Genomic DNA, 18,390 nt, shown 5'->3' with positions numbered 1-18,390 from the left:
CACAAAGCTGCGGTACGCTGCGCATCTGATGTCTGCTACGGGTTCGCTCCATGAAGGCCTTCATCCTCGCCGTATCGCTGTCGATGTCCGTTGTTCCGGTCGCTGCATTCGCCCAGCCCCTGCCTGCTGAACTGGCAGCGTTGGGCATCACCCCCGGCATGCCCTACACCAAAGCCAAGCGACTGCTTGATGCTGCGGGATGGCAGGCGAGCCCGCCACGCGATGCGCCCGAAGCACTGGAGGGTTTCCCGGAAGTGGGTTGCCAGAAAGGCGGCAACAACTGCAGCAGCACCTTCGCCAAAGATGGGCAGCAGGTCGCTCTGCAGGTGGGAACCACGCTGGCGGGTCAGCCCTTCGTGCAGGGTGGCCGCTGAGCGCGACGCGCGCTCATCCCAACGGCAGGTTGTCCAATGCACGCGACATCCGATCGTGCAGGTCGCGCACGCGTTCGGCCTTGGCGTCCACACGACGCTCGTCACCGAAGCTGCGCACATAGGCGCATGCAGCGAAGCCGGTGCTTTTCCTTTCGTATTCGACGATCCACGCCAGACGGTCGGGGTTGCTGGCCTGCTCGGCCGACCAGGCGGCCACCGGCGGACGGATGCGGGCGATGATGCCAAGCCGCCACGGTTTCGGTGTCAGCCGTGCACGGAAGCAATGCTGCAGCGTGCACATGCCTGCATACAACGTGTCGGTGCCCAATGCCTTGAAGAAGGCATGCACCTGCGCATCCTGTGGTTCGAACGTGGCATGCATCGCCAGCACGCGCAGCCCGGCAGGGGTGCGGTAGGCACGCAGGTGCCAGTCGGAATGGTGTTCGACGAACGCCTGCACACGCTGCAGCGCGATGCCTTCGGCGCCGCCGGACCGGGCCAGTCGTCGCTTGCGCCGCCCCGACAGGATCTGGTTGACCACCACCATCGCGATGCCGCCGGCCGCCAGGCCGATGTTGAAGTTGCCCAGGGCCCCGCCGATCAGTGCACCGGCTGCCAGCAGCCCCAGTGCGCCGAGCAGCGGCAATGCGCAGCCTGATGGAGTGGGCACGTGGTCGATGTCGGCAAACAGGACGTCGGGGGTGTTCAGGCACAGCGCGCCATAGCTGTTGCGGGTGACAATGACATCATCCCTGCGCTGCACGATCTGCTCGCGGATCGGAATGCCCTCGACACCGTAGTTGGTCCGTCGCTCGCGACGCGGCACGGCCTGGCCGCTGAGGATGTCATCAAGCGCTTCGCGCGCACGCGCATCGGCGTGGGCCTGTGCGGCATCCTGGTCTTCGTCGGACCAGCCAAATCGGCGAACCACCACTGCCCGGCCCCTGTACCTGTCCTGCAGACGGGCTTCGGCCCAGAACGCTGGAACGATCATCATCCTGTCTTCCCCTTGCTTCCATGGCGGCCGCTCGCCGCGAGTCTGGCACAGCAGGGGAGGGCGTTGCACGATACGGCAGCGCATGCGCCGGCACGGTGATAGATTGCGCGCTTCGCGTGCACTCCACCAAGGACGGAGCCATGTTCGTGTCGTTGCGTTGCCTGCTTGCCCTGGCCCTCGGCGGGGTGGCCGGCACCACCCAGGCGGCGGTGCCGGGACCTGAAATCCTGACCACCGACGCCACCCGTTTCTACGCGTTGTACGAGGCGGCCGGCGGCAAGCCGAGCGCGGCCCAGCTGGAGCAGTACCTGGCACAGGGCACGCCGAGCCTGGCCCAGTTCGCGAAGCTGCGCCGGGTGACCGCCGAGCGCATGGCCGACGCGATTGCGCGCGACCCTGCGATGTATGCCAATGGACGGGCCTGTCTGGCGGAGTTGCCGGCGGTGCGGCAGCGACTGGTGCAGGTGTTCGCGAGCCTGCAGGCGATCTATCCGCAGGTGAAGTTCCCGCCGGTAGCGATCGTGGTGGGACGCGGCAAACCGGTGGGCATGACGTACCCGGACGGGGTGGTGATCGGCCTGGAAGCGCTGTGTGCGGCCGACTTCATGAACGCCAACGCGCAGGACCGCTTCGTACACGTGATCGCGCATGAGTATGTGCATATCCAGCAGTCCGGCGTGAGCGAGTATGAAGCGGGCGATCCGCGCGCGACGGTACTGCGCGAGTCGTTGGGCGAAGGTATCGCCGAGTTCATCGCCGAGCTGATTTCCGGCGACGTCGGCAACGGCCGGCATGCAGGCTGGACGCGGGGCAAGGAAGTGCATATCGAAAGCGCGTTCGCGCTGGATATGGACAGCACCGATCTGAAGCCCTGGTTGTACAACCACACGTCGGGTTCGCAGGAGCCCTACGACCTGGGCTACTGGGTGGGCTATCGCATCGCCAAGGCGTATTACCTGCAGGCCGGCAACAAGCGCGACGCTGTGCGCGCGCTGATCCAGCAGGACAACCCGAAGGCGATCCTGGAGGCCAGTGGCTGGACGCCGGGAATGTGGATGCCGGCCAAGGTCACGGGTGTGGCGGCAAGGGCGGCTGCATCGGCAAAATGACCATTCGCAGGCCGCGCTAGACTGCCCAGGTCGACAGCGGAGGATGCGCATGCACAGGATGACTTCAACGGCTTGGCTAGCGGCTGGTCTGCTCATGGCAGCGCTGGCCACGCCAGCGATGGTGCAGGCGGCCAGCAATCCGCTGCTGACCAGGCCGGTCGAACAGCTGCAACCGGACGAGGTGCGTTTCATGCAGCAGCGCCTGTCCGATTGGCCGCAACTGCAGAAGTACCGCGCGGCCAATGCCGCGTTGCCAGCGCCACTGGCCGGCCAGCCACGCGTGGTGTTTTTTGGCGATTCGATCACCGAAGGCTGGGGCGCGGAAGGTAGCAGTACCTTCTTCCCCGGCAAGGGATACATCAATCGTGGCATCAGCGGGCAGACCACCGCGCAGATGCTGGTGCGCTTTTCGCAGGATGTGCTGGCGCTGCGCCCGAATGTGGTGGTGATACTGGCCGGCACCAATGACATCGCCGGCAACACCGGTCCGGCCACGCAGGCGATGATCGAGGACAACCTGCAGGCCATGCTGGATCTGGCGAAGGCGCATGGCATCGCGGTGGTGCTGGCGTCGGTGTTGCCGGTCAGCGAGTACCCGTGGATGCCGGGCATCACGCCTGCTCCCAAGGTGCGTGCATTGAATGCTGCGCTGAAGCGCCATGCCGACACACGGAGTCTGGTCTATCTCGACTACTACGCAGCGATGGCCAATCGTGCCGGTGGATTGGATGCGCAGTTGGCAACCGATGGCGTGCACCCGACGGCGAAGGGCTATGCGCTGATGGCACCGCTGGCCGAGGCGGCGATCAAGCGCGCGCAGGCGAACGCGCCCAAGCGCTGAGATGGGTAGTGCCGGCCGCTGGCCGGCAACCTCAATCTGCATGCCGAACGGATTGCCGGCCAGCGGCCGGCACTACGCTATCGGAAGCTCGGCCAGCAGCCACTCACAGAACCGCATCACCAGCGGATCGCGGGTGCTGTCCTCGTGCAGCAACCAGCTCCAGCGCGGTCCGCGTACGTAGACCTCATCCAGTGGCTGCAGCAGGCCCTGCGCGCGCGCCGGTGCGGCCAGCAGTTCGCTGACCAGTGCGATGCCCAGGCCCTGGCACGCGGCATCCAGCAGTTGTCCTGGCTCGGAGAAATTCAGGCCTTCGCGCTGCTGGCCCACATCCGCGCCGCCCTGCACCTGCCACTGGCTCCAGTCCATTTCGCGCTCGCCGTGCAGGGTGCTGCGCTCGGCAACAGGTAGCGCCAGCACGCTGGGGTGGCAGGCCGGATACAGCCGGTCCTGCAGCAGCACGCGATGCTCGCAATGGGCCTGTGCCTGCAGATCATCGCGAATGCTGATGTCCAGCGTCTGTGCGGTCATGTCCGGAGCTTCTTCGCTGGTCAACAGCCACAGGTCGACCTGCGGGTGCTGGCGGCGGAAGTCGCCCAGTCGCGGTACCAGCCAGTGGCGCGCGAAGGCGGGGCTGGTGTTGACGATCAGTTGATTCGGCTTGCGATACTGATCGAGCCGACGGATGCCACTGGCCAGTTGCCGCAGCAGCGACTGCGTGGTTTCCAGCAGGTCGATGCCGGCATCGGTGAGGGTCACACTGCGGCCCTGGCGGAAGAACAACGGTTGTTCCAGAGAGTCCTCCAGCCCGCGGATCTGCTGGCTGATGGCAGACTGGCTCAGGTGCAGTTCTTCGGCCGCACGATGAAAGCTGCCGAGCCGGGCGGCGGCCTCGAAGCCGCGCAGGGCGTTCAACGGGGGCCAATGCTTGAGCATGATTGATAAGCCTGGCTGATCGTATTCCCGCTGAATCTATCGTTTGTTCTCGTCCATCCTCAAGGGCAACATGGATCTGTCGCGCATCAGCCGGTGCGCCTGAATCGATCAGCCGGACTTCACGGTCCGCCTCTGGAGCCTGTCATGTCTACCCGACGCCATTTCATCACCCAACTCGCCGCAACCGCTGGCTTGGGCGGCCTGGCCGCGCTGGGTCTGACCGGACTGCCCGCCCGCGCCCGTGCCGCTGCACCGGCCGGGTGGCAGATGCCCGATGAGCACGGTCCGCAGGAGCGGGTCTTCCTGGCCTTCGCTGCACAGCCGCGGGTATGGGGCGCGCAGGCCGATGCAGTGAACAGTGCTGTCGCCCGGCTGGCGCGCACCATCGCCCGCCATCAGCCGGTCAGCGTGCTGTGCCGTCCTGCGCAGCGCCGGCAGGCGCAGGAGCGCTGCGGCAGCGACAACATCGAATTCCTCGACGTGGCGCTGGACGATATCTGGGTGCGCGACTACGGCGGCTGTTTCGTTACCGATGGCAAGGGCGGGCTGGGCCTGGTCGACTTCAACTTCAATGGCTGGGGCGGCAAGCAGAGTGCACGCAACGACGGTGCAGTAGCACCGTGGCTGGCGCAGATGACCGGCGCGACGCTGCTGGAAAGCTATCTGGTGGGTGAGGGCGGTGGCATCGAGGTTGATGGACACGGCACCGCGATCCTGACCGAAAGCTGCTGGGTGAACCGCAACCGCAATCCGGGCTGGTCACGCGCGGATATCGAAGCGGAGTTGAAGCACCACCTGGGCCTGCGCAAGGTGATCTGGTTGCCCGGCATCGCTGGCGAAGATATCACCGATGCGCACGTGGATTTCTACGCACGCTTCGTGCGCCCCGGCGTGGTGATCGCCAACCTGGACAACGACCCGGAGTCGTACGATTACGATCTGACCCGCGAGCATCTGGACATCCTGCGCGGCGCCACCGATGCCGACGGTCGCAGGCTGCAGGTGCATACGCTGCCGCCGCCGCTGGGCGGGCGCGACAATGTGCACACCCGCGACAATGACGATCTGGCCCGGGGCTACATCAATTACCTGCCGATCAACGGTGCGGTGATCGCGCCGCAGTTTGGTGACGCGAAGGCGGATGGTTACTGCCGTGAACTGCTGGAAGACCTGTATCCCGGCCGCACCATCGAGCAGGTGGATATCGATGCGATCGCCGGCGGTGGCGGCGGCATCCATTGCGTGACCAAGAACATGCCGCGGGTCGGGTAAGGTCCTTACCGGCATTGCCGACGGCATGCCATGATGTGGCAACAGTGGCATGCCTAGTGACAAATGGATCTGGATACTGCGGTCTGGAGTGGCATGGTCGGTGGCAGTATCGCCACAGTCATTGCGCGGCGAGCCGCTGAGCGGCTTCCAAGCCACTACCGCGGCCGCAGCCTGACGTATCTGCGGCGCAGGCATCGTGTTGCGGTATGGAGTGCGAACGCGTTGTTCCTGCTTGGGATCGCTGGCAGCCTGCTGATCTGGCCGTTGGGCCACTACCCCCATACCGATTCGCGTCCGTTGTTGCTGGGTATGGGCATCAGCTGCGGTTCTGCGCTGCTGGCGCTGGTACTGGTTTCCTGGGTGTCACGTCGCCCGATCCGTGAGGCGCTGGTGACCTACGGTTACGCGCAGGGCGGCCCGGTGTGGCTGATCTATTCGATCATGTTGGCAGGTGTGGCTGCTGGCGTGGTCGGATTGGTACAGGTTCTCCGCTGAACGCTTGACCGTGCCGGCGTGTGCTACGGGTCGTGTTGCTCATGCATCGTCGCGCTTCAATGCAGCATCGGCAGCCAGCAGTGCCTCGGCTGCCGCACTCAGGGCCGGCGAAGGCGGAGCAACTACGCCGATCGATTCCATCATCTGCGGCATGCCGACGAACTGTCGCGCGCGGCGGTCATAGATGCCGGTGATCAGCAGCGCACGCGTGGCTGTTTTCTGTTCCGGGCCGATCAGTACGCGCTGCTCCATGATGCCGCGTGTGCCGACCCAGCCGACCAGCCGCGTTTCCAGGGTGAAACGCTGGAACGGCTTCAGCTCGCGGCGGAACTGGATGGTGCCGGCGCCAACGATCGGCGCCCACTTCTCACGCAGCGCCACCTTGCCCAGCCCCATGCGCAGGATCAGGTCCAGCCGGCCCAGGTCGAAGATGTTCCAGTAGCGGCCGTTGGTCATGTGCAGGTTGCTGTCCAGGTCGTTGGGTAGCACCCGGAACGAAAGGCGCGAGACCCCGAATGGCGCGTCCAGCTTGGGCCGGAACAGGCTGCACAGCAGCAGGTGGAGCAGGCGGAACCAGAGATTCATGGTTATTACGACTGTTATAGAACGGTCGATACGCTAGTCTATGACGACTGTCTTAGCAAGGAGCCTGCCGTGAGCCCGCGATCGTCCGATGCCCCCCAGCGCGTGATCGATGCTGCAGCGCAGATGCTCGCGCGGGTGGGCCTCAATGCCACCAGCATCCGCGAAGTGACCAAGCTGGCCGAAGCGCCGCTGGGGTCCACCTATCACCACTTCCCGGGCGGCAAGCAGGAGCTGCTGGCGCGGGCCACCACCATGGCCGGCGACAAGGTGGAGGCGCTGCTGATCGAGCTGTTGAAGGGCGGTGCAGTGCAGGGGTTGCAGCAGTTCCTGGCACTGTGGCGCGAGCGCCTGCTGCGCACCGGTTTTCGTGCCGGCTGCCCTGTGCTGGCGGCGGCTGTCGAGGAGCCGGTGGAGGCTACGCCGAGCCAGCCGCGTGCGGCGGCCGCCGAAGTGTTCCTGCGCTGGCAGGGGCACCTGGCGGCCACCTTCATCGCCGACGGCCACGAACCTGCCGCGGCGAACGGGCTGGCCAGCCTGGTGATCGCCAGCGTGGAAGGGGCGGTTGCGATGAGCCGCGCGCTGCAGGACATCGCCCCGTTCGACCAGGTGGCGGCGCAGTTGTTGAAGGCGGCTGCACCACCCGCTTGAATCACCCGCGCCGGGAGACGCATCGCGAGGCCTGGCTGGTTGCCACGATGGGCCGGTTGCAATGTCGCCGCCTCCATCGTCGTCCTGCATTGCAGCATCCGGCACGCATGTGAGTTGGCAGGCAGCGGCCGCGATTCGTGGTTACAATCCGCCAACCATCACCCGCGTGCCAGGCAAGGATGTCCGCATGCTGCACCATCTTTCTTTCGGGGTTCGCGATCTGCACGCTGCAGGCCGCTTCTATGATGCAGTGCTCGCAGCGCTTGGCTATCGCCGCGTCTTCGAAGACGACACCGCGATCGGCTATGGCCTGGTCGATGATGAAGACCTGCTCTGCCTGAAGCTGCGCGACGATGCGGCGGCGCCGGGACCCGGCTTCCATCTGGCGTTGGCGGCAACCACGCGCGCGGCTGTTGATGCCTTCCATCGTGCTGCGTTGGCAACCGGAGGCCAGGACAACGGACCTGCTGGCCTGCGCCCGGATTACGGCGACCGTTACTACGCCGCGTTCGTGATCGATCCTGACGGCCATCGCATCGAGGCGGTGACCAAGGCGGCAATATGAGCAACCGACGCCCGCCTGTTTCCATGCCGAGCAGCCGCAGCACTGAAGCGATGCACGCACGCCGGCAGCTGCAGCATCGTGGCTGGCCACGGCTGCAGATGGCCCTGATCGTCGTGCTGACCGGCGCCGCAGGATTCCTCGCCTCGCACGTGCTGCGCCTGGCGGGCATGGACGCGATGCTGCTGCGCTATCCACTGGCCGTGCTGATGGCCTACGGCGTATTCCTGCTGTTGATGTGGATCTGGATCCGGTGGCGCTGGGATGCGGTGGCCGACGGATTGGGTTCCGGGCCCGGAGGCGGTGGCAGCCCGGGATCGCCGTGGAGCGGCAGCGGCGGACATTCCGGCGGTGGTGGCGCGTCCGCCTCGTGGGGTGAATCCGCAGCGTCCTCCAGCACGAGTGCCGACAGCACGTCGTTGCTGGACGTAGCCGACGGCGAGGCAGGCCTGCCGCTGCTGGCCGTTCTCGGCATCATCGCGCTGGTGGCTACGGTGCTCCTGGCCAGTGTCTGGGTGGTGTGGTCGGCGCCGGTGCTGATGGCCGAGCTGCTGGTGGATGCGGCCATCGCCGGCGGTCTGTACAAGCGCATGCAGGGCATGCAGGCGCAGGGCTGGTGGCGGCTGTGCCTGTCCCATACGATCTGGCCGCTGCTGGGACTGCTGGTGTTCTTCGCCGCGCTGGGCTGGCTTGCGCAGGAGCTGGCACCGGATGCGGTCAGTCTGATGCAGGTGTTCAAGGCGTTTTAGCAGGATCTGCCACCACGTTGAATTTCAATCACACCCAAGGAGAAGCGCATGGATGTCGCTGCACGCAGTAACAGGAAGTTCGTTCGTTGGTTGATGGTGGCGATGCTCGCCCTGTTGATGCCGTTCGCGGTGCTGGCCCAGTCCGCGCCCGCAGCGGCCCCGCCCACAACGGAGGCGGCCGCAGAAGAAGTCCAATGCCGCGCCTGCACCTATGAACGCATCGGGCACAAGGTGGACATCGGCCTGGTGGCCTTGGTGTCGTTGCTGGTGGTTGCCCTGCTGGTCGCCATTTCCCGCGAGTGGGGCACGACCTCGCAGCGCTGGACCTGCCGCACGATGGCGCTGCTGCTGGTGGGACTGGGGGTGGCTCTGCTGTGGTGGGCAGGCAGCATCATCTACCTCGGCTACAACCCCTGGCAGGAGGAGGCCGCTCCGCTGGATGCAGCGTTGACGTCGACGCTGCTCAGTACGTCGCCGAAGTGGCTGGCGGGGCTGTTGATGATGGGCTTCGCGCCCACGGTCTGGCGGCGCAGTGAGCGCCTGCCGTCCTGGCGCATTGCGTGATCCCAGGGGGCGCCGGGCCATGTCCGGCGCTCCCGTTACGAATCAATCGAAGCGCCAGCGCACGCCTGCATACACGCCGCGGCCTTCGCCGGGCGTGGAGCGCGCCACGTCCTTGCCGGCATCGTTGTAACCGGGGGTGACGGTGGCGGCGTAATGGCGGTCACCGATGTTGCGCATCTCCGCCCACAGCTGCCAGCGGCCGCCCGGTGCGTCGTAACCGATGCGGCTGCCGAAGATGACGTGGCTGCCGGCCCAGTAGCTGTTGGCGTAGTCCACTGCGATGCGCGAGGCGTATTCGGTGTTCAGTGCGGCATACAGACCCGAGGCGTGGTCGAAGCGCAGTTCGGCCTGGTACGCATGGCGCGGCAGACCCGGCAGGCGGTTGCTGCCGAAACGTGTGTCATGCCGATAGCGGAAATCGCTGAAGGTATAGGCCTGGCGCAGCGACAAACGGCCCGGTGCCGCCTGCCACAAGGTGCTGTCCAGTCCGGCCTCGAGGCCGCGGTGCACGGTGGGGCTGGCGTTGTTCTCGGCAATGAACAGGTTCGGCACCGGCTGCAGTTCCACGCTCAGCAGTTCATGGCTCACGTGCGCGTAGTAGCCGGTCAGTTCCCAGCGGCCCACCGCGGCGTCGCCGCGTGCACCCAGTTCCAGCGTGGTGGCGGTCTGGTTCTGCATCGCCACCGGCGCGCGCTGGCGGCCGCTGGACGGACCATTGCCCGCGCCGAAGTACTGGTTCGAGCCCCAGATCATCGACCATGGATGTGGCGCTTCCACCGAGCGGCTGAGGTTGCCGAACCACTGCGTCTGCGGTGTCTGCTGCCAGGTGAAGCCCAGCCGCGGTGCGTAATCCCAGTCGTGGTCGCGCAGGCGGCCACCAGTGCTCGGCCAGGTGACCTGCACATCGCGGCGAGTGTTGATCAGCGCCAAACCGGTCTGCACGCGCAGGCGCTCATTCACCGCCAGGTTGTTGCCGATATGCAGCGTGCTGTCGGTGCCATGGTGGCGGAAGTCGCGCGTGCGGGTGCCGGCGGCATAACCGTTGTTGGCAAAGCGCAGCGACTCGCGCACATCGGCATCCAGGTCATGGGTAACGCGCAGGCCGATGATGGTCTCGCTGTCCAGGCCAAACAGCGAATGGCGGCGGCGGTAGTCCAGCGTGGCGTTGAGGTTGGCGTAGTCCAGCTGCTGGCGGTACAGGCTTTCGTTCAAGTCCATCGGATACTTGTGATAGACCAGCCCGGCCTGCAGCGACGAATCCTCATCGATCTGCAGCGTGGTGACATTGCCCACCCAGGTGCTGCCCGGTTGCGGACGGCGCGCATCGATGGCGAGGTTGGCCGGGTTCGCCGCGCGCGGATCGTTGCGGATCTGTTCGCGGGTCAGGCGCCCGGGTGTTTCGTGATTGGTTTCGCGGTAGCGCACGAAGAAGCGGGTCTGCAGATCGGGGGTGATCTGCCAGCCGATGTTGGCCATCGCGCCCTTGCCATCGCCGGACGCATGCCGTTGGTAGCCGTCGAATTCGGTATCGGTATAAGCCAGGAAGTAGTCGACGTCACCGCTGACGCCGCCCCAGCTGAGGCCGCGTTTCTGGTAGCCACGGCTGCCGGCTTCGTAGTGCAGCTGCACGCCAGCCGAATCGCGGCCACTGCGGCTGATGTAGTCGATGGCACCGCCCAGCGCCAGGGCACCGCGTTCGAAGCCGTTGGCGCCGCGCAGGACTTCCACACGCGACAGCCACAACGGTTCCAGCAGTTCGTAGGGCGTGCCGCCCGGGCCGGTCAGCGGCAGGCCGTCGATCGATACCGCGATGCCGGAAGCATGCGCGCCCGGGCCGCGGTTGATGCCCGAACCGCGGATGGACACCTTGGTACCTTCGTTGCCCGGTGATTGCGCACTGATGCCCGGCTGGTAGGCCAGCACATCGGCGCTGCTGGCCAGGCGGCTGTCCGCCTTGGCCACGTCGATCACGTTGCTGGCGCCTGGTACGCGCTTCAGTGCCTCGCGCGCCTGCGCACTGGCATCGGCGGCGGTGACCTGCACCGCATCCAGTGTGGTGGCCTGTGGCGCGGCCTGGGCGGTAGTGGCGAGGCCGAGGGTTACGGCCAGGAACAACAGCGACGGGGTGGGGCGGTACGGCGAGAGCGGCATGCGGAAATGCTGTAAACCACGAAAGTGGCGTGCAAGTTAACAGGTCGATGGCCCCACGTCACCCTCCACCCGCGTATGGCCGCCCGCAGTGTCGCTGTAGAGCCGAGCCCACGCTCGGCTATCGCGCGCAGCGCGGGCTTTCTCCAATCGCAACGAAAAGCAGCCGAGCATGGGCTCGGCTCTACAGGGTTTACGGCGAAGGCTTCGCCAGCGCCTTCGACTGCGCATACAGCCGATCAGCGGTTTCTTTCTCCCCCAGCGCGGCATGGCACTCGGCCAGGCTGTCCCACGCGTTGGCCGACCCCGGATACAGCTCGGTGTTGAGCGTGAACACCTTCAATGCCTTGCGTGCCCCGAGGCGCTCGCGGATAGCGTAACCATCGGCATTGATCGCACGCTCCAGTTCGCCCGTGGGAACCCCATTGCTGTCGCGCAGCCAGCTACGCATCGCCTGTGTCGCATCGGTGCTTTCATCCAGCGCGTAGCCGATCAGCCGCTCGGAAAGCACTGCATGCGGAAACTCCTGCGGCGCGGCCACCGCCATCGTGCTTTCCACCAGCGTGCTCGACCACACATTGCGGGCGCTGCCGTTGGTCAGGTACACGAACACCCAGTAGCCGCCGGCCAGCGTGCCCTTGTAGGCCAGCCGCGCACGTACGCGCGTGCCGCCGTCGTGGCCGAGCTGGGTGTAGCCGTCGCTGCGGGTGGTATCCCAGCCGGTGGAGAAGAAATTGCTGCCGCCACCGCTCAGTTTCTGCGGCTGCCAGAGTTTCTCCAGTGTTGCCGTACGCACCAGCCTGCCGGTCGCCAGCGCCTGCAGGAAGCGGTTCATGTCACCCACGGTGGTCTGCAGGTCGGCATGGCCCCAGCCGTAGTTCGGCCACGGATCTTCGTTGGCCGGCTGCAGTTGGCCGTCCTTGCCGATGTAAGGCACGGCCGCGCGCTGCGCCGGCACGCTGGCCGTGCCCCACGAGGTACTGCGCATCTTCAGCGGTTGCAGGATGCGTTCGCGCGCGATGGCCGGATAGGGCTTGCGGTAATGCGCTTCCAGCAACGCTGTGAGCACAAGGTAGTTGGCCTGCGTGTACTGCACGCGGCTGCCGGGTACGAACTGCATCGGCGCCGCAGCGGCGACCTTCAGTGCGGCGGCTAGGTCGGGCGCTATGCCGGTGTAGCCCTTGCTTATCCAGCGGTTGTCGACCCGGTCGTAGTACTCGGCGATGCCCGAGCTGTGATTGAGAAAGTCGCGCACATGGATCTTCTGCCATGCGGGCGGCAGGTCCAGCACATAGCGACTGGCCGGAGCATCCAGATCCACATTGCCCTGGTCCACCAACTGCATCACCAGCGTGCTGGTGAGCAGTTTCGCTACCGACTGCGCGGCGAATATGGAATCGATGGTGGCGGGCGCGTGGGTAGCCGGGTCGCGTTCGCCGCTGGCGCCCTGGTAGAGCACCTGGCCGTTGTGGGCGACCAGCACGGCTTGGCCGGCGATGCCGTAGCGCTCGCGGTTGACCTGCAGTTGGGCGTCCAGACGAGCCAAAAGATCATCGGGAACATCACGTGCCGAAGCGGGCAAGGTGACTGCCAGGGCGCAGAAGAGTGCAGCGGCAAGCACGCGGTACATCGCGGTGTTCCGTCAGCGGCGATGGCGCATCTTGGTCACGGCGGGAGAGCGGGTCAAGAGCACCGATTCCCGCATCAGGGAGAGCCGGCCAGCGGCCGGCACTACCACACGTTTCCGGTAGCGCCGGGCCGTGCCCGGCGACGCTCGATCAGCCGAGGATTCCTGGCAGATCCAGCCCCTTCTCCTTCGCACACTCAATCGCGATCTCATAGCCCGCATCCGCATGGCGCATCACGCCGGTCGCCGGGTCGTTCCACAGCACGCGTGCAATCCGCTTGGCCGCCGCTTCAGTGCCGTCGCAGACGATCACCATGCCGGCGTGCTGCGAGAAACCCATGCCGACGCCGCCGCCGTGGTGCAGCGACACCCAGGTCGCACCGCTGGCGGTGTTGAGCAGGGCGTTCAGCAGCGGCCAGTCGGACACTGCATCGGAACCGTCGGCCATCGCTTCGGTTTCGCGGTTCGGCGAGGCCACGCTGCCGCTGTCCAGATGGTCGCGACCGATCACCACCGGTGCTTTCAGTTCACCGTTGGCGACCATCTCGTTGAAGGCCAGTCCCAGGCGATCGCGATCACCCAGCCCGACCCAGCAGATACGCGCCGGCAGACCCTGGAACTTGATCTTCTCAGCGGCCATGTCCAGCCAGCGGTGCAGGTGCGGGTTGTCCGGAATCAGCTCCTTCACCTTGGCATCGGTCTTGGCGATGTCTTCAGGGTCGCCGCTCAGCGCCGCCCAACGGAACGGGCCGATGCCACGGCAGAACAGCGGGCGGATGTAGGCCGGCACGAAACCCGGGAAATCGAACGCGTCCTCGACACCTTCTTCCAGCGCCATCTGCCGCAGGTTGTTGCCGTAGTCCACGGTCGGCACGCCCAGTGAGTGGAAGCCGAGCATGGCGCGGATGTGGTTGGCCATCGACGCACGCGCGGCCTTCTCCACTTCCTTCGGCGCGGTTACGCGCTTGGCATCCCATTCTTCCACCGTCCAGTCCTGCGGCAGATAGCCGTTGACCGGGTCGTGGGCGGAGGTCTGGTCGGTCAACAGGTCCGGCTTCACGCCGCGGATCAGCAGTTCGTCCAGCACGTCGGCGACATTGCCGAGCAGGCCGACCGACAGCGGCTTCTTGGCGGTGCACGATTCTTCGATCAGGCGCAGGGCCTCATCCAGGTTGTCGGTCCAGGTATCCAGGTAGCCGGTACGCAGGCGCATTTCGATGCTGCTCTTGCGGCATTCCACCGCCAGGCACGAGGCGCCGGCCATCACGGCGGCCAGCGGCTGCGCGCCGCCCATGCCACCCAGCCCGCCGGTGAACAGCCACTTGCCGGCCAGGCTGCCGTTGTAGTGCTGGCGGCCCATTTCCACGAAGGTTTCGTAGGTGCCCTGCACGATGCCCTGCGCGCCGATGTAGATCCAGCTGCCGGCGGTCATCTGGCCATACATCGCCAGGCCCTTCTTATCCAGCTCGTTGAAGTGATCCCAGTTGGCCCAGCGCGGCACCAGGTTGGAATTGGCGATGAGCACGCGCGGTGCATCAGCATGGGTGCGGAACACGCCCACCGGCTTGCCAGACTGCACCAGCAGGGTCTGGTCATCGTCCAGGCGCTTGAGGGTTTCGACGATGGCGTCGAAGCTTTCCCAGTCGCGTGCGGCGCGGCCGATGCCGCCGTACACCACCAGTTCCTGCGGCCGCTCGGCCACGTCCGGGTGCAGGTTGTTCATCAGCATGCGCAGCGGCGCTTCGGTCAGCCAGCTCTTTGCGCTGAGCGTGGTGCCGGTCGGGGCGGCGATGGTGCGGGACGGGTCGTTGCGGGTCATGCGGCGCTCCGGTTCGTAGCGAATTCAAGGCAGGCGTTGAGCACCTGCGCCAGGGTGTGGCGCAACGGTGCGGCGTGGTCGGGGTCGAGCGGGGTGGGCCAGCTGTGCTCGTCCACCTGGTCGGGCAGAGGCTCGTGCATGTAGCCGCGGCAGGCCAGTTCCATCTGCAGGCTGTGCACGCCTCCGGCAATGCTGCTGTAGTGGCGGGTGATCCAGCCGCCCTTGAAGCGGCCATTGCGAACCTGGCTCATGCCGCTGAGCGCCAGCAGGTTTTCGACCACATCGCTCAGCGCGTTGTCGCAGGAGGTGTCCGGTGCACCGGACGGCCCGGCAGTGCCGAGGTTGAACTGCGGCAGCTCGCCATCGAACAGGTGCGGGATGTGCGAGCGGATCGAATGCGCGTCGTACACCACCACGGTGCCGTGGCGTGCACGCAGGCGTGCGATCTGCTTGGCGAGTGCGTCGTGGTACGGCGCGAAATAGGTGTCGCGACGGCGGGCAATCTCGGCATCGTCCGGCTCGCGACCCGCGTGGTACAGCGGCTGGTTGTCGAAGGTGGTCAGCGGGCACAAGCCCGTGGTGTTCTGGCCCGGGTACAGCGACACGCCGCTGGGATCGCGGTTGAGATCGATCACCGAGCGCGAGATGGCCGAGCGCACGGTGGTCGCGCCCATACCGCGTGCGAAGTCGTACAGCTCATGCACCCACCAGTCGGCATCGCGACGCGCCAACCACGGTGAGTGGAAGTCGCCGATCAGATCATGCGGCAGTTCGCTGCCGGTGTGCGGGAAGCTGACGATCAGCGGGGCATCGCCCTCGTGCACGGTCAGCCATTCGGGATGGGCATTCATGCCTGCGGTTCCACCGTGGGCAGCAGCTCTACCAGGCCCTTGGCCAGTGCACCGCTGCGAACCAGATCGGTCGCGATCACCATGTCCGGGTGGAAGTAGCGATCTTCTTCCAGCGTCGGCACCTGCGCGCGCAGCGTGGCGCGCACGGTTTCCAGCGCGGCGCTAGAGCGCAGCGGCGCATGGAAGTCACAGCCCTGCGCGGCGGCCAGCAGCTCGATGCCGATCACGTTGGCCGCGTTCTCGGCCATCTGCATCAGGCGGCGTGCGCCGTGCGCGGCCATCGACACATGGTCTTCCTGGTTGGCCGACGTCGGGATCGAATCGACGCTGGCCGGGTAGGCGCGTTGCTTGTTCTCCGAGACCAGCGCAGCGGCGGTGACCTGCGGAATCATGAAGCCGGAATTCAAACCGGGGCGCGGGGTCAGGAAGGCCGGCAGGCCGGACAGCGCCGGGTCCACCAGCATCGCCAGGCGGCGTTCGCTGATCGAGCCGATCTCGCACACCGCCATCGCCAGCATGTCAGCGGCAAAGGCCACCGGCTCGGCGTGGAAGTTGCCGCCGGACAGCGCCTCACCGGTATCGGTGAACACCAGCGGGTTGTCGGACACGCCGTTGGCTTCGATTTCCAGCGTGGTCGCAGCCTGGCGCAGGATGTCCAGCGCCGCACCCATCACCTGCGGCTGGCAGCGCAGGCAGTACGGATCCTGCACGCGCACGTCGTTGTCGCGGTGCGATTCGCGGATACCCGAGTCCTGCATCAGTGTGCGCAGGGTGGCGGCGGTGGCGATCTGCCCGCGCTGTCCGCGAAGGGCATGGATGCGTGGATCGAACGGCGTGTCCGAGCCCTTGGCCGCTTCCACCGACAGCGCGCCGGTGACCAGCGCGGCCTGGAACACGGTTTCGATTTCAAACAGGCCGGCCAGTGCGTACGCGGTAGAGAACTGGGTGCCGTTGAGCAGGGCCAGGCCTTCCTTCGCGCCCAGTTCCACCGGCTGCAGGCCAGCACGCGCCAGTGCATCCACGGCGGGCAGGCGCTCATCGCCAACGAAGGCCTCGCCGACGCCGATCATGACGCTGGCCAGGTGCGAGAGCGGCGCCAGGTCGCCCGAAGCACCGACCGAGCCCTGCGCCGGCACCACCGGCAGCACGCCCTTCACCAGCATTGCTTCCAGCAGCAGCAGCGTTTCCTCGCGCACGCCGGAAGCACCCTGGGCCAGGCTGACCAGCTTCAACGCCATCATCAGCCGCATCACATTCGCCGGCATCGGCTCACCCACGCCCGCGGCATGCGAAAGCACGATGTTCCGCTGCAGGGTGGCCAGGTCCTCGCGTTCGATGCGCACGCTGGCCAGCTTGCCGAAACCGGTGTTGATGCCATAGACCGGTGCGCCCTTGGCGACGATGGCAGCCACCGTCGCAGCGCTGGCGCGCACCGCCGGCAACGCGGCCGGGTCGAGCGACAGCGGCGCACCGCGATACGCCTGCCGCCACTGGGCGAGGGTGACATGGCCGGGGCGAAGAACCAGGGTGTTGCTCATGTGTTGCTCCAGGAGGCAGGCAGGTCGGGCTGTCCGCGCACCACGCGCGCGTGCAGCGGGTTGAATCCAATGCGATAGACCAGGTCGGCGGGCGCGTCGATGTCCCAGATCGCCAGGTCGCAGTCCATGCCGACGGCCAGGCGGCCGATGCGCTCGCCATGGCCCAGCGCGCGCGCCGCTTCACGGGTGAAGCCGGCGATGCATTCGTCCACGGTCAGGCGGAACAGGGTGGCGCCCATGTTCATCGCCAGCAGCGGGCTGGTCAGCGGCGAGGTTCCCGGGTTGCTGTCGGTGGCCAGCGCCAGCGGTACGCCGGCCGCGCGCAGCGCAGCGATCGGCGGCAGGGTGGTGTCGCGGGTGAAATAGAACGCGCCGGGCAGCAGCACGGCGACGGTACCGGCGGTGGCCATCGCGGCAATGCCGGCGTCGTCCAGGTGTTCGATATGGTCGGCTGACAGCGCACCGAAACCGGCCGCCAGTTCGGCGCCATGCTGGTTGCTCAGCTGTTCGGCGTGGATCTTGATGGCCAGCCCATGCGCGCGCGCGGCTTCGAAGACCTGGCGTGCCTGTGCCGGCGAGAACGCGATGTTCTCGCAGAAGATGTCCACGGCTTCGGCCAGGCCTTCGGCAGCGATGGCGGGGATCATCACCTCGCACACCTCGTCGGTGTATTCCTGCGCCTCGCGGCCCGGCGGCACCGCGTGCGCACCGAGGAAGGTCGGCACCACGTTCACCCGGCACTCCTCGCCCAGCGCGCGTGCTACCTGCAGCTGCTTGCGCTCGTGCTGCAGGGTCAAGCCGTAGCCGGACTTGATCTCGATGGTGGTCACGCCTTCGGCACGCATCGCCAACAGGCGCGGGCGGCTCTCGTGTGCCAACTGCTCTGGCGAGGCGGCGCGGGTGGCGCGTACGGTGGAGACAATGCCGCCGCCGGCACGGGCGATCTCGGCATAGCTCACACCCTGCAGGCGCTGCTCGAATTCGTTGGCACGGTTGCCGGCGTAGACCAGGTGGGTGTGGCAGTCGATCAGGCCCGGCGACATCCAGCGGCCTTCGCCGTCGATGCGGGTGGTCGGCTGCAGGTGGGCATCGCTGCCGGCGGGGCCGACATGCACGATGCGGCCATCGGTGGCGGCCAGGACTGCATCGCGAAGGACACCCAACCCCTCGCCATCGAGGGTCATCAGGTGGACGTTGGACCAGAGGGTATCGACGTGCATGGCATCCACAACGCGGCTGTGCTTATATGTCTATACAATATAGGCGTCCAATTCGGGT

Annotated in this window: 18 protein-coding genes; 9 read left to right on the top strand and 9 right to left on the bottom strand. The window is 66.5% G+C overall.

From position 1 onward, the window contains the following. The first annotated feature begins 50 nt into the window (after positions 1-50). Entirely contained in the window at positions 51-374 is a 324-nt protein-coding gene (locus CR156_RS11285; RefSeq protein WP_100552930.1) for a hypothetical protein, read from the top strand. 13 nt (positions 375-387) lie between these two features. Here CR156_RS11285 and CR156_RS11280 read toward each other — a convergent pair whose 3' ends face one another. After that, a complete protein-coding gene (locus tag CR156_RS11280; protein ID WP_100552929.1) occupies positions 388-1,371 on the bottom strand; it encodes a hypothetical protein in 984 nt (327 codons plus the stop codon). 140 nt (positions 1,372-1,511) lie between these two features. On the opposite strand from CR156_RS11280, the gene CR156_RS11275 reads away from it, so the two are divergent. After that, complete coding sequence (locus tag CR156_RS11275) at positions 1,512-2,480, top strand: DUF2268 domain-containing putative Zn-dependent protease (protein ID WP_100552928.1); 969 nt, start codon at positions 1,512-1,514, stop codon at positions 2,478-2,480. Between the two features lie 94 nt (positions 2,481-2,574). Next, on the top strand, positions 2,575-3,321 hold the full coding sequence (locus CR156_RS11270; RefSeq protein ID WP_243381806.1) for an SGNH/GDSL hydrolase family protein: 747 nt from the start codon (positions 2,575-2,577) through the stop codon (positions 3,319-3,321). Positions 3,322-3,393: 72 nt separating this feature from the next. On the opposite strand, the gene CR156_RS11265 is transcribed toward CR156_RS11270, so the two are convergent. Continuing rightward, entirely contained in the window at positions 3,394-4,254 is an 861-nt protein-coding gene (locus tag CR156_RS11265) for a LysR family transcriptional regulator (protein WP_100552926.1), read from the bottom strand. Between the two features lie 144 nt (positions 4,255-4,398). On the opposite strand from CR156_RS11265, the gene CR156_RS11260 reads away from it, so the two are divergent. Continuing rightward, the gene (locus CR156_RS11260; RefSeq protein WP_100552925.1) at positions 4,399-5,526 is read left to right on the top strand and encodes an agmatine deiminase family protein; all 1,128 of its coding nucleotides are present in this window, start codon (positions 4,399-4,401) and stop codon (positions 5,524-5,526) included. A 222-nt stretch (positions 5,527-5,748) separates the two neighbouring features. After that, positions 5,749-6,021: a hypothetical protein gene (locus CR156_RS11255; RefSeq protein ID WP_100552924.1), complete on the top strand. Its 273-nt coding sequence runs from the start codon at positions 5,749-5,751 to the stop codon at positions 6,019-6,021. Positions 6,022-6,060: 39 nt separating this feature from the next. On the opposite strand, the gene CR156_RS11250 is transcribed toward CR156_RS11255, so the two are convergent. Next, positions 6,061-6,606: a thioesterase family protein gene (locus tag CR156_RS11250; RefSeq protein ID WP_100552923.1), complete on the bottom strand. Its 546-nt coding sequence runs from the start codon at positions 6,604-6,606 to the stop codon at positions 6,061-6,063. Positions 6,607-6,675: 69 nt separating this feature from the next. Between CR156_RS11250 and CR156_RS11245 the strand changes: the two genes are divergently transcribed. From CR156_RS11245 to CR156_RS11230, 4 genes are all read left to right on the top strand, one after another. Further along, positions 6,676-7,254 carry a TetR/AcrR family transcriptional regulator gene (locus tag CR156_RS11245; protein WP_100552922.1) on the top strand — a complete coding sequence of 193 codons (579 nt, stop codon included), beginning with the start codon at positions 6,676-6,678 and terminating at the stop codon, positions 7,252-7,254. Positions 7,255-7,441: 187 nt separating this feature from the next. Continuing rightward, positions 7,442-7,819 carry a VOC family protein gene (locus CR156_RS11240; RefSeq protein ID WP_100460482.1) on the top strand — a complete coding sequence of 126 codons (378 nt, stop codon included), beginning with the start codon at positions 7,442-7,444 and terminating at the stop codon, positions 7,817-7,819. Then, a complete protein-coding gene (locus tag CR156_RS11235; protein ID WP_100552921.1) occupies positions 7,816-8,565 on the top strand; it encodes a hypothetical protein in 750 nt (249 codons plus the stop codon). Before CR156_RS11240 ends, CR156_RS11235 begins: the two co-directional genes overlap by 4 nt. A gap of 48 nt (positions 8,566-8,613) precedes the next feature. Further along, positions 8,614-9,129, top strand: a complete 516-nt coding sequence (locus CR156_RS11230; protein WP_100552920.1) for a hypothetical protein — start codon at positions 8,614-8,616, stop codon at positions 9,127-9,129. Between the two features lie 42 nt (positions 9,130-9,171). Here CR156_RS11230 and CR156_RS11225 read toward each other — a convergent pair whose 3' ends face one another. The 6 genes from CR156_RS11225 to hutI all read right to left on the bottom strand — a co-directional run bounded on the left by CR156_RS11225 (position 9,172) and on the right by hutI (position 18,332). Continuing rightward, positions 9,172-11,280, bottom strand: coding sequence for a TonB-dependent receptor family protein (locus CR156_RS11225; protein WP_100552919.1), 2,109 nt, complete (start codon positions 11,278-11,280; stop codon positions 9,172-9,174). Between the two features lie 190 nt (positions 11,281-11,470). Continuing rightward, the gene (locus CR156_RS11220) at positions 11,471-12,907 is read right to left on the bottom strand and encodes a serine hydrolase domain-containing protein (RefSeq protein ID WP_100552918.1); all 1,437 of its coding nucleotides are present in this window, start codon (positions 12,905-12,907) and stop codon (positions 11,471-11,473) included. A gap of 148 nt (positions 12,908-13,055) precedes the next feature. Next, complete coding sequence (hutU, locus tag CR156_RS11215) at positions 13,056-14,723, bottom strand: urocanate hydratase (protein WP_100552917.1); 1,668 nt, start codon at positions 14,721-14,723, stop codon at positions 13,056-13,058. After that, positions 14,720-15,574, bottom strand: a complete 855-nt coding sequence (gene hutG / locus CR156_RS11210) for an N-formylglutamate deformylase (RefSeq protein WP_100552916.1) — start codon at positions 15,572-15,574, stop codon at positions 14,720-14,722. Before hutG ends, hutU begins: the two co-directional genes overlap by 4 nt. Next, positions 15,571-17,112 (bottom strand): histidine ammonia-lyase, encoded by a 1,542-nt coding sequence (gene hutH, locus CR156_RS11205; protein WP_100552915.1) that lies wholly within the window; start codon positions 17,110-17,112, stop codon positions 15,571-15,573. The genes hutG and hutH overlap by 4 nt, the downstream gene beginning before the upstream one ends. Beyond that, complete coding sequence (gene hutI, locus CR156_RS11200; protein ID WP_100554150.1) at positions 17,109-18,332, bottom strand: imidazolonepropionase; 1,224 nt, start codon at positions 18,330-18,332, stop codon at positions 17,109-17,111. Before hutI ends, hutH begins: the two co-directional genes overlap by 4 nt. Positions 18,333-18,390 lie beyond the last annotated feature (58 nt).

Origin of the sequence: Stenotrophomonas lactitubi (genome assembly GCF_002803515.1) — a bacterium.
Classification (GTDB): domain Bacteria; phylum Pseudomonadota; class Gammaproteobacteria; order Xanthomonadales; family Xanthomonadaceae; genus Stenotrophomonas; species Stenotrophomonas lactitubi.
Note: the sequence above shows the minus strand (reverse complement) of the source record. Positions and strands in the feature narration are given on the sequence as shown.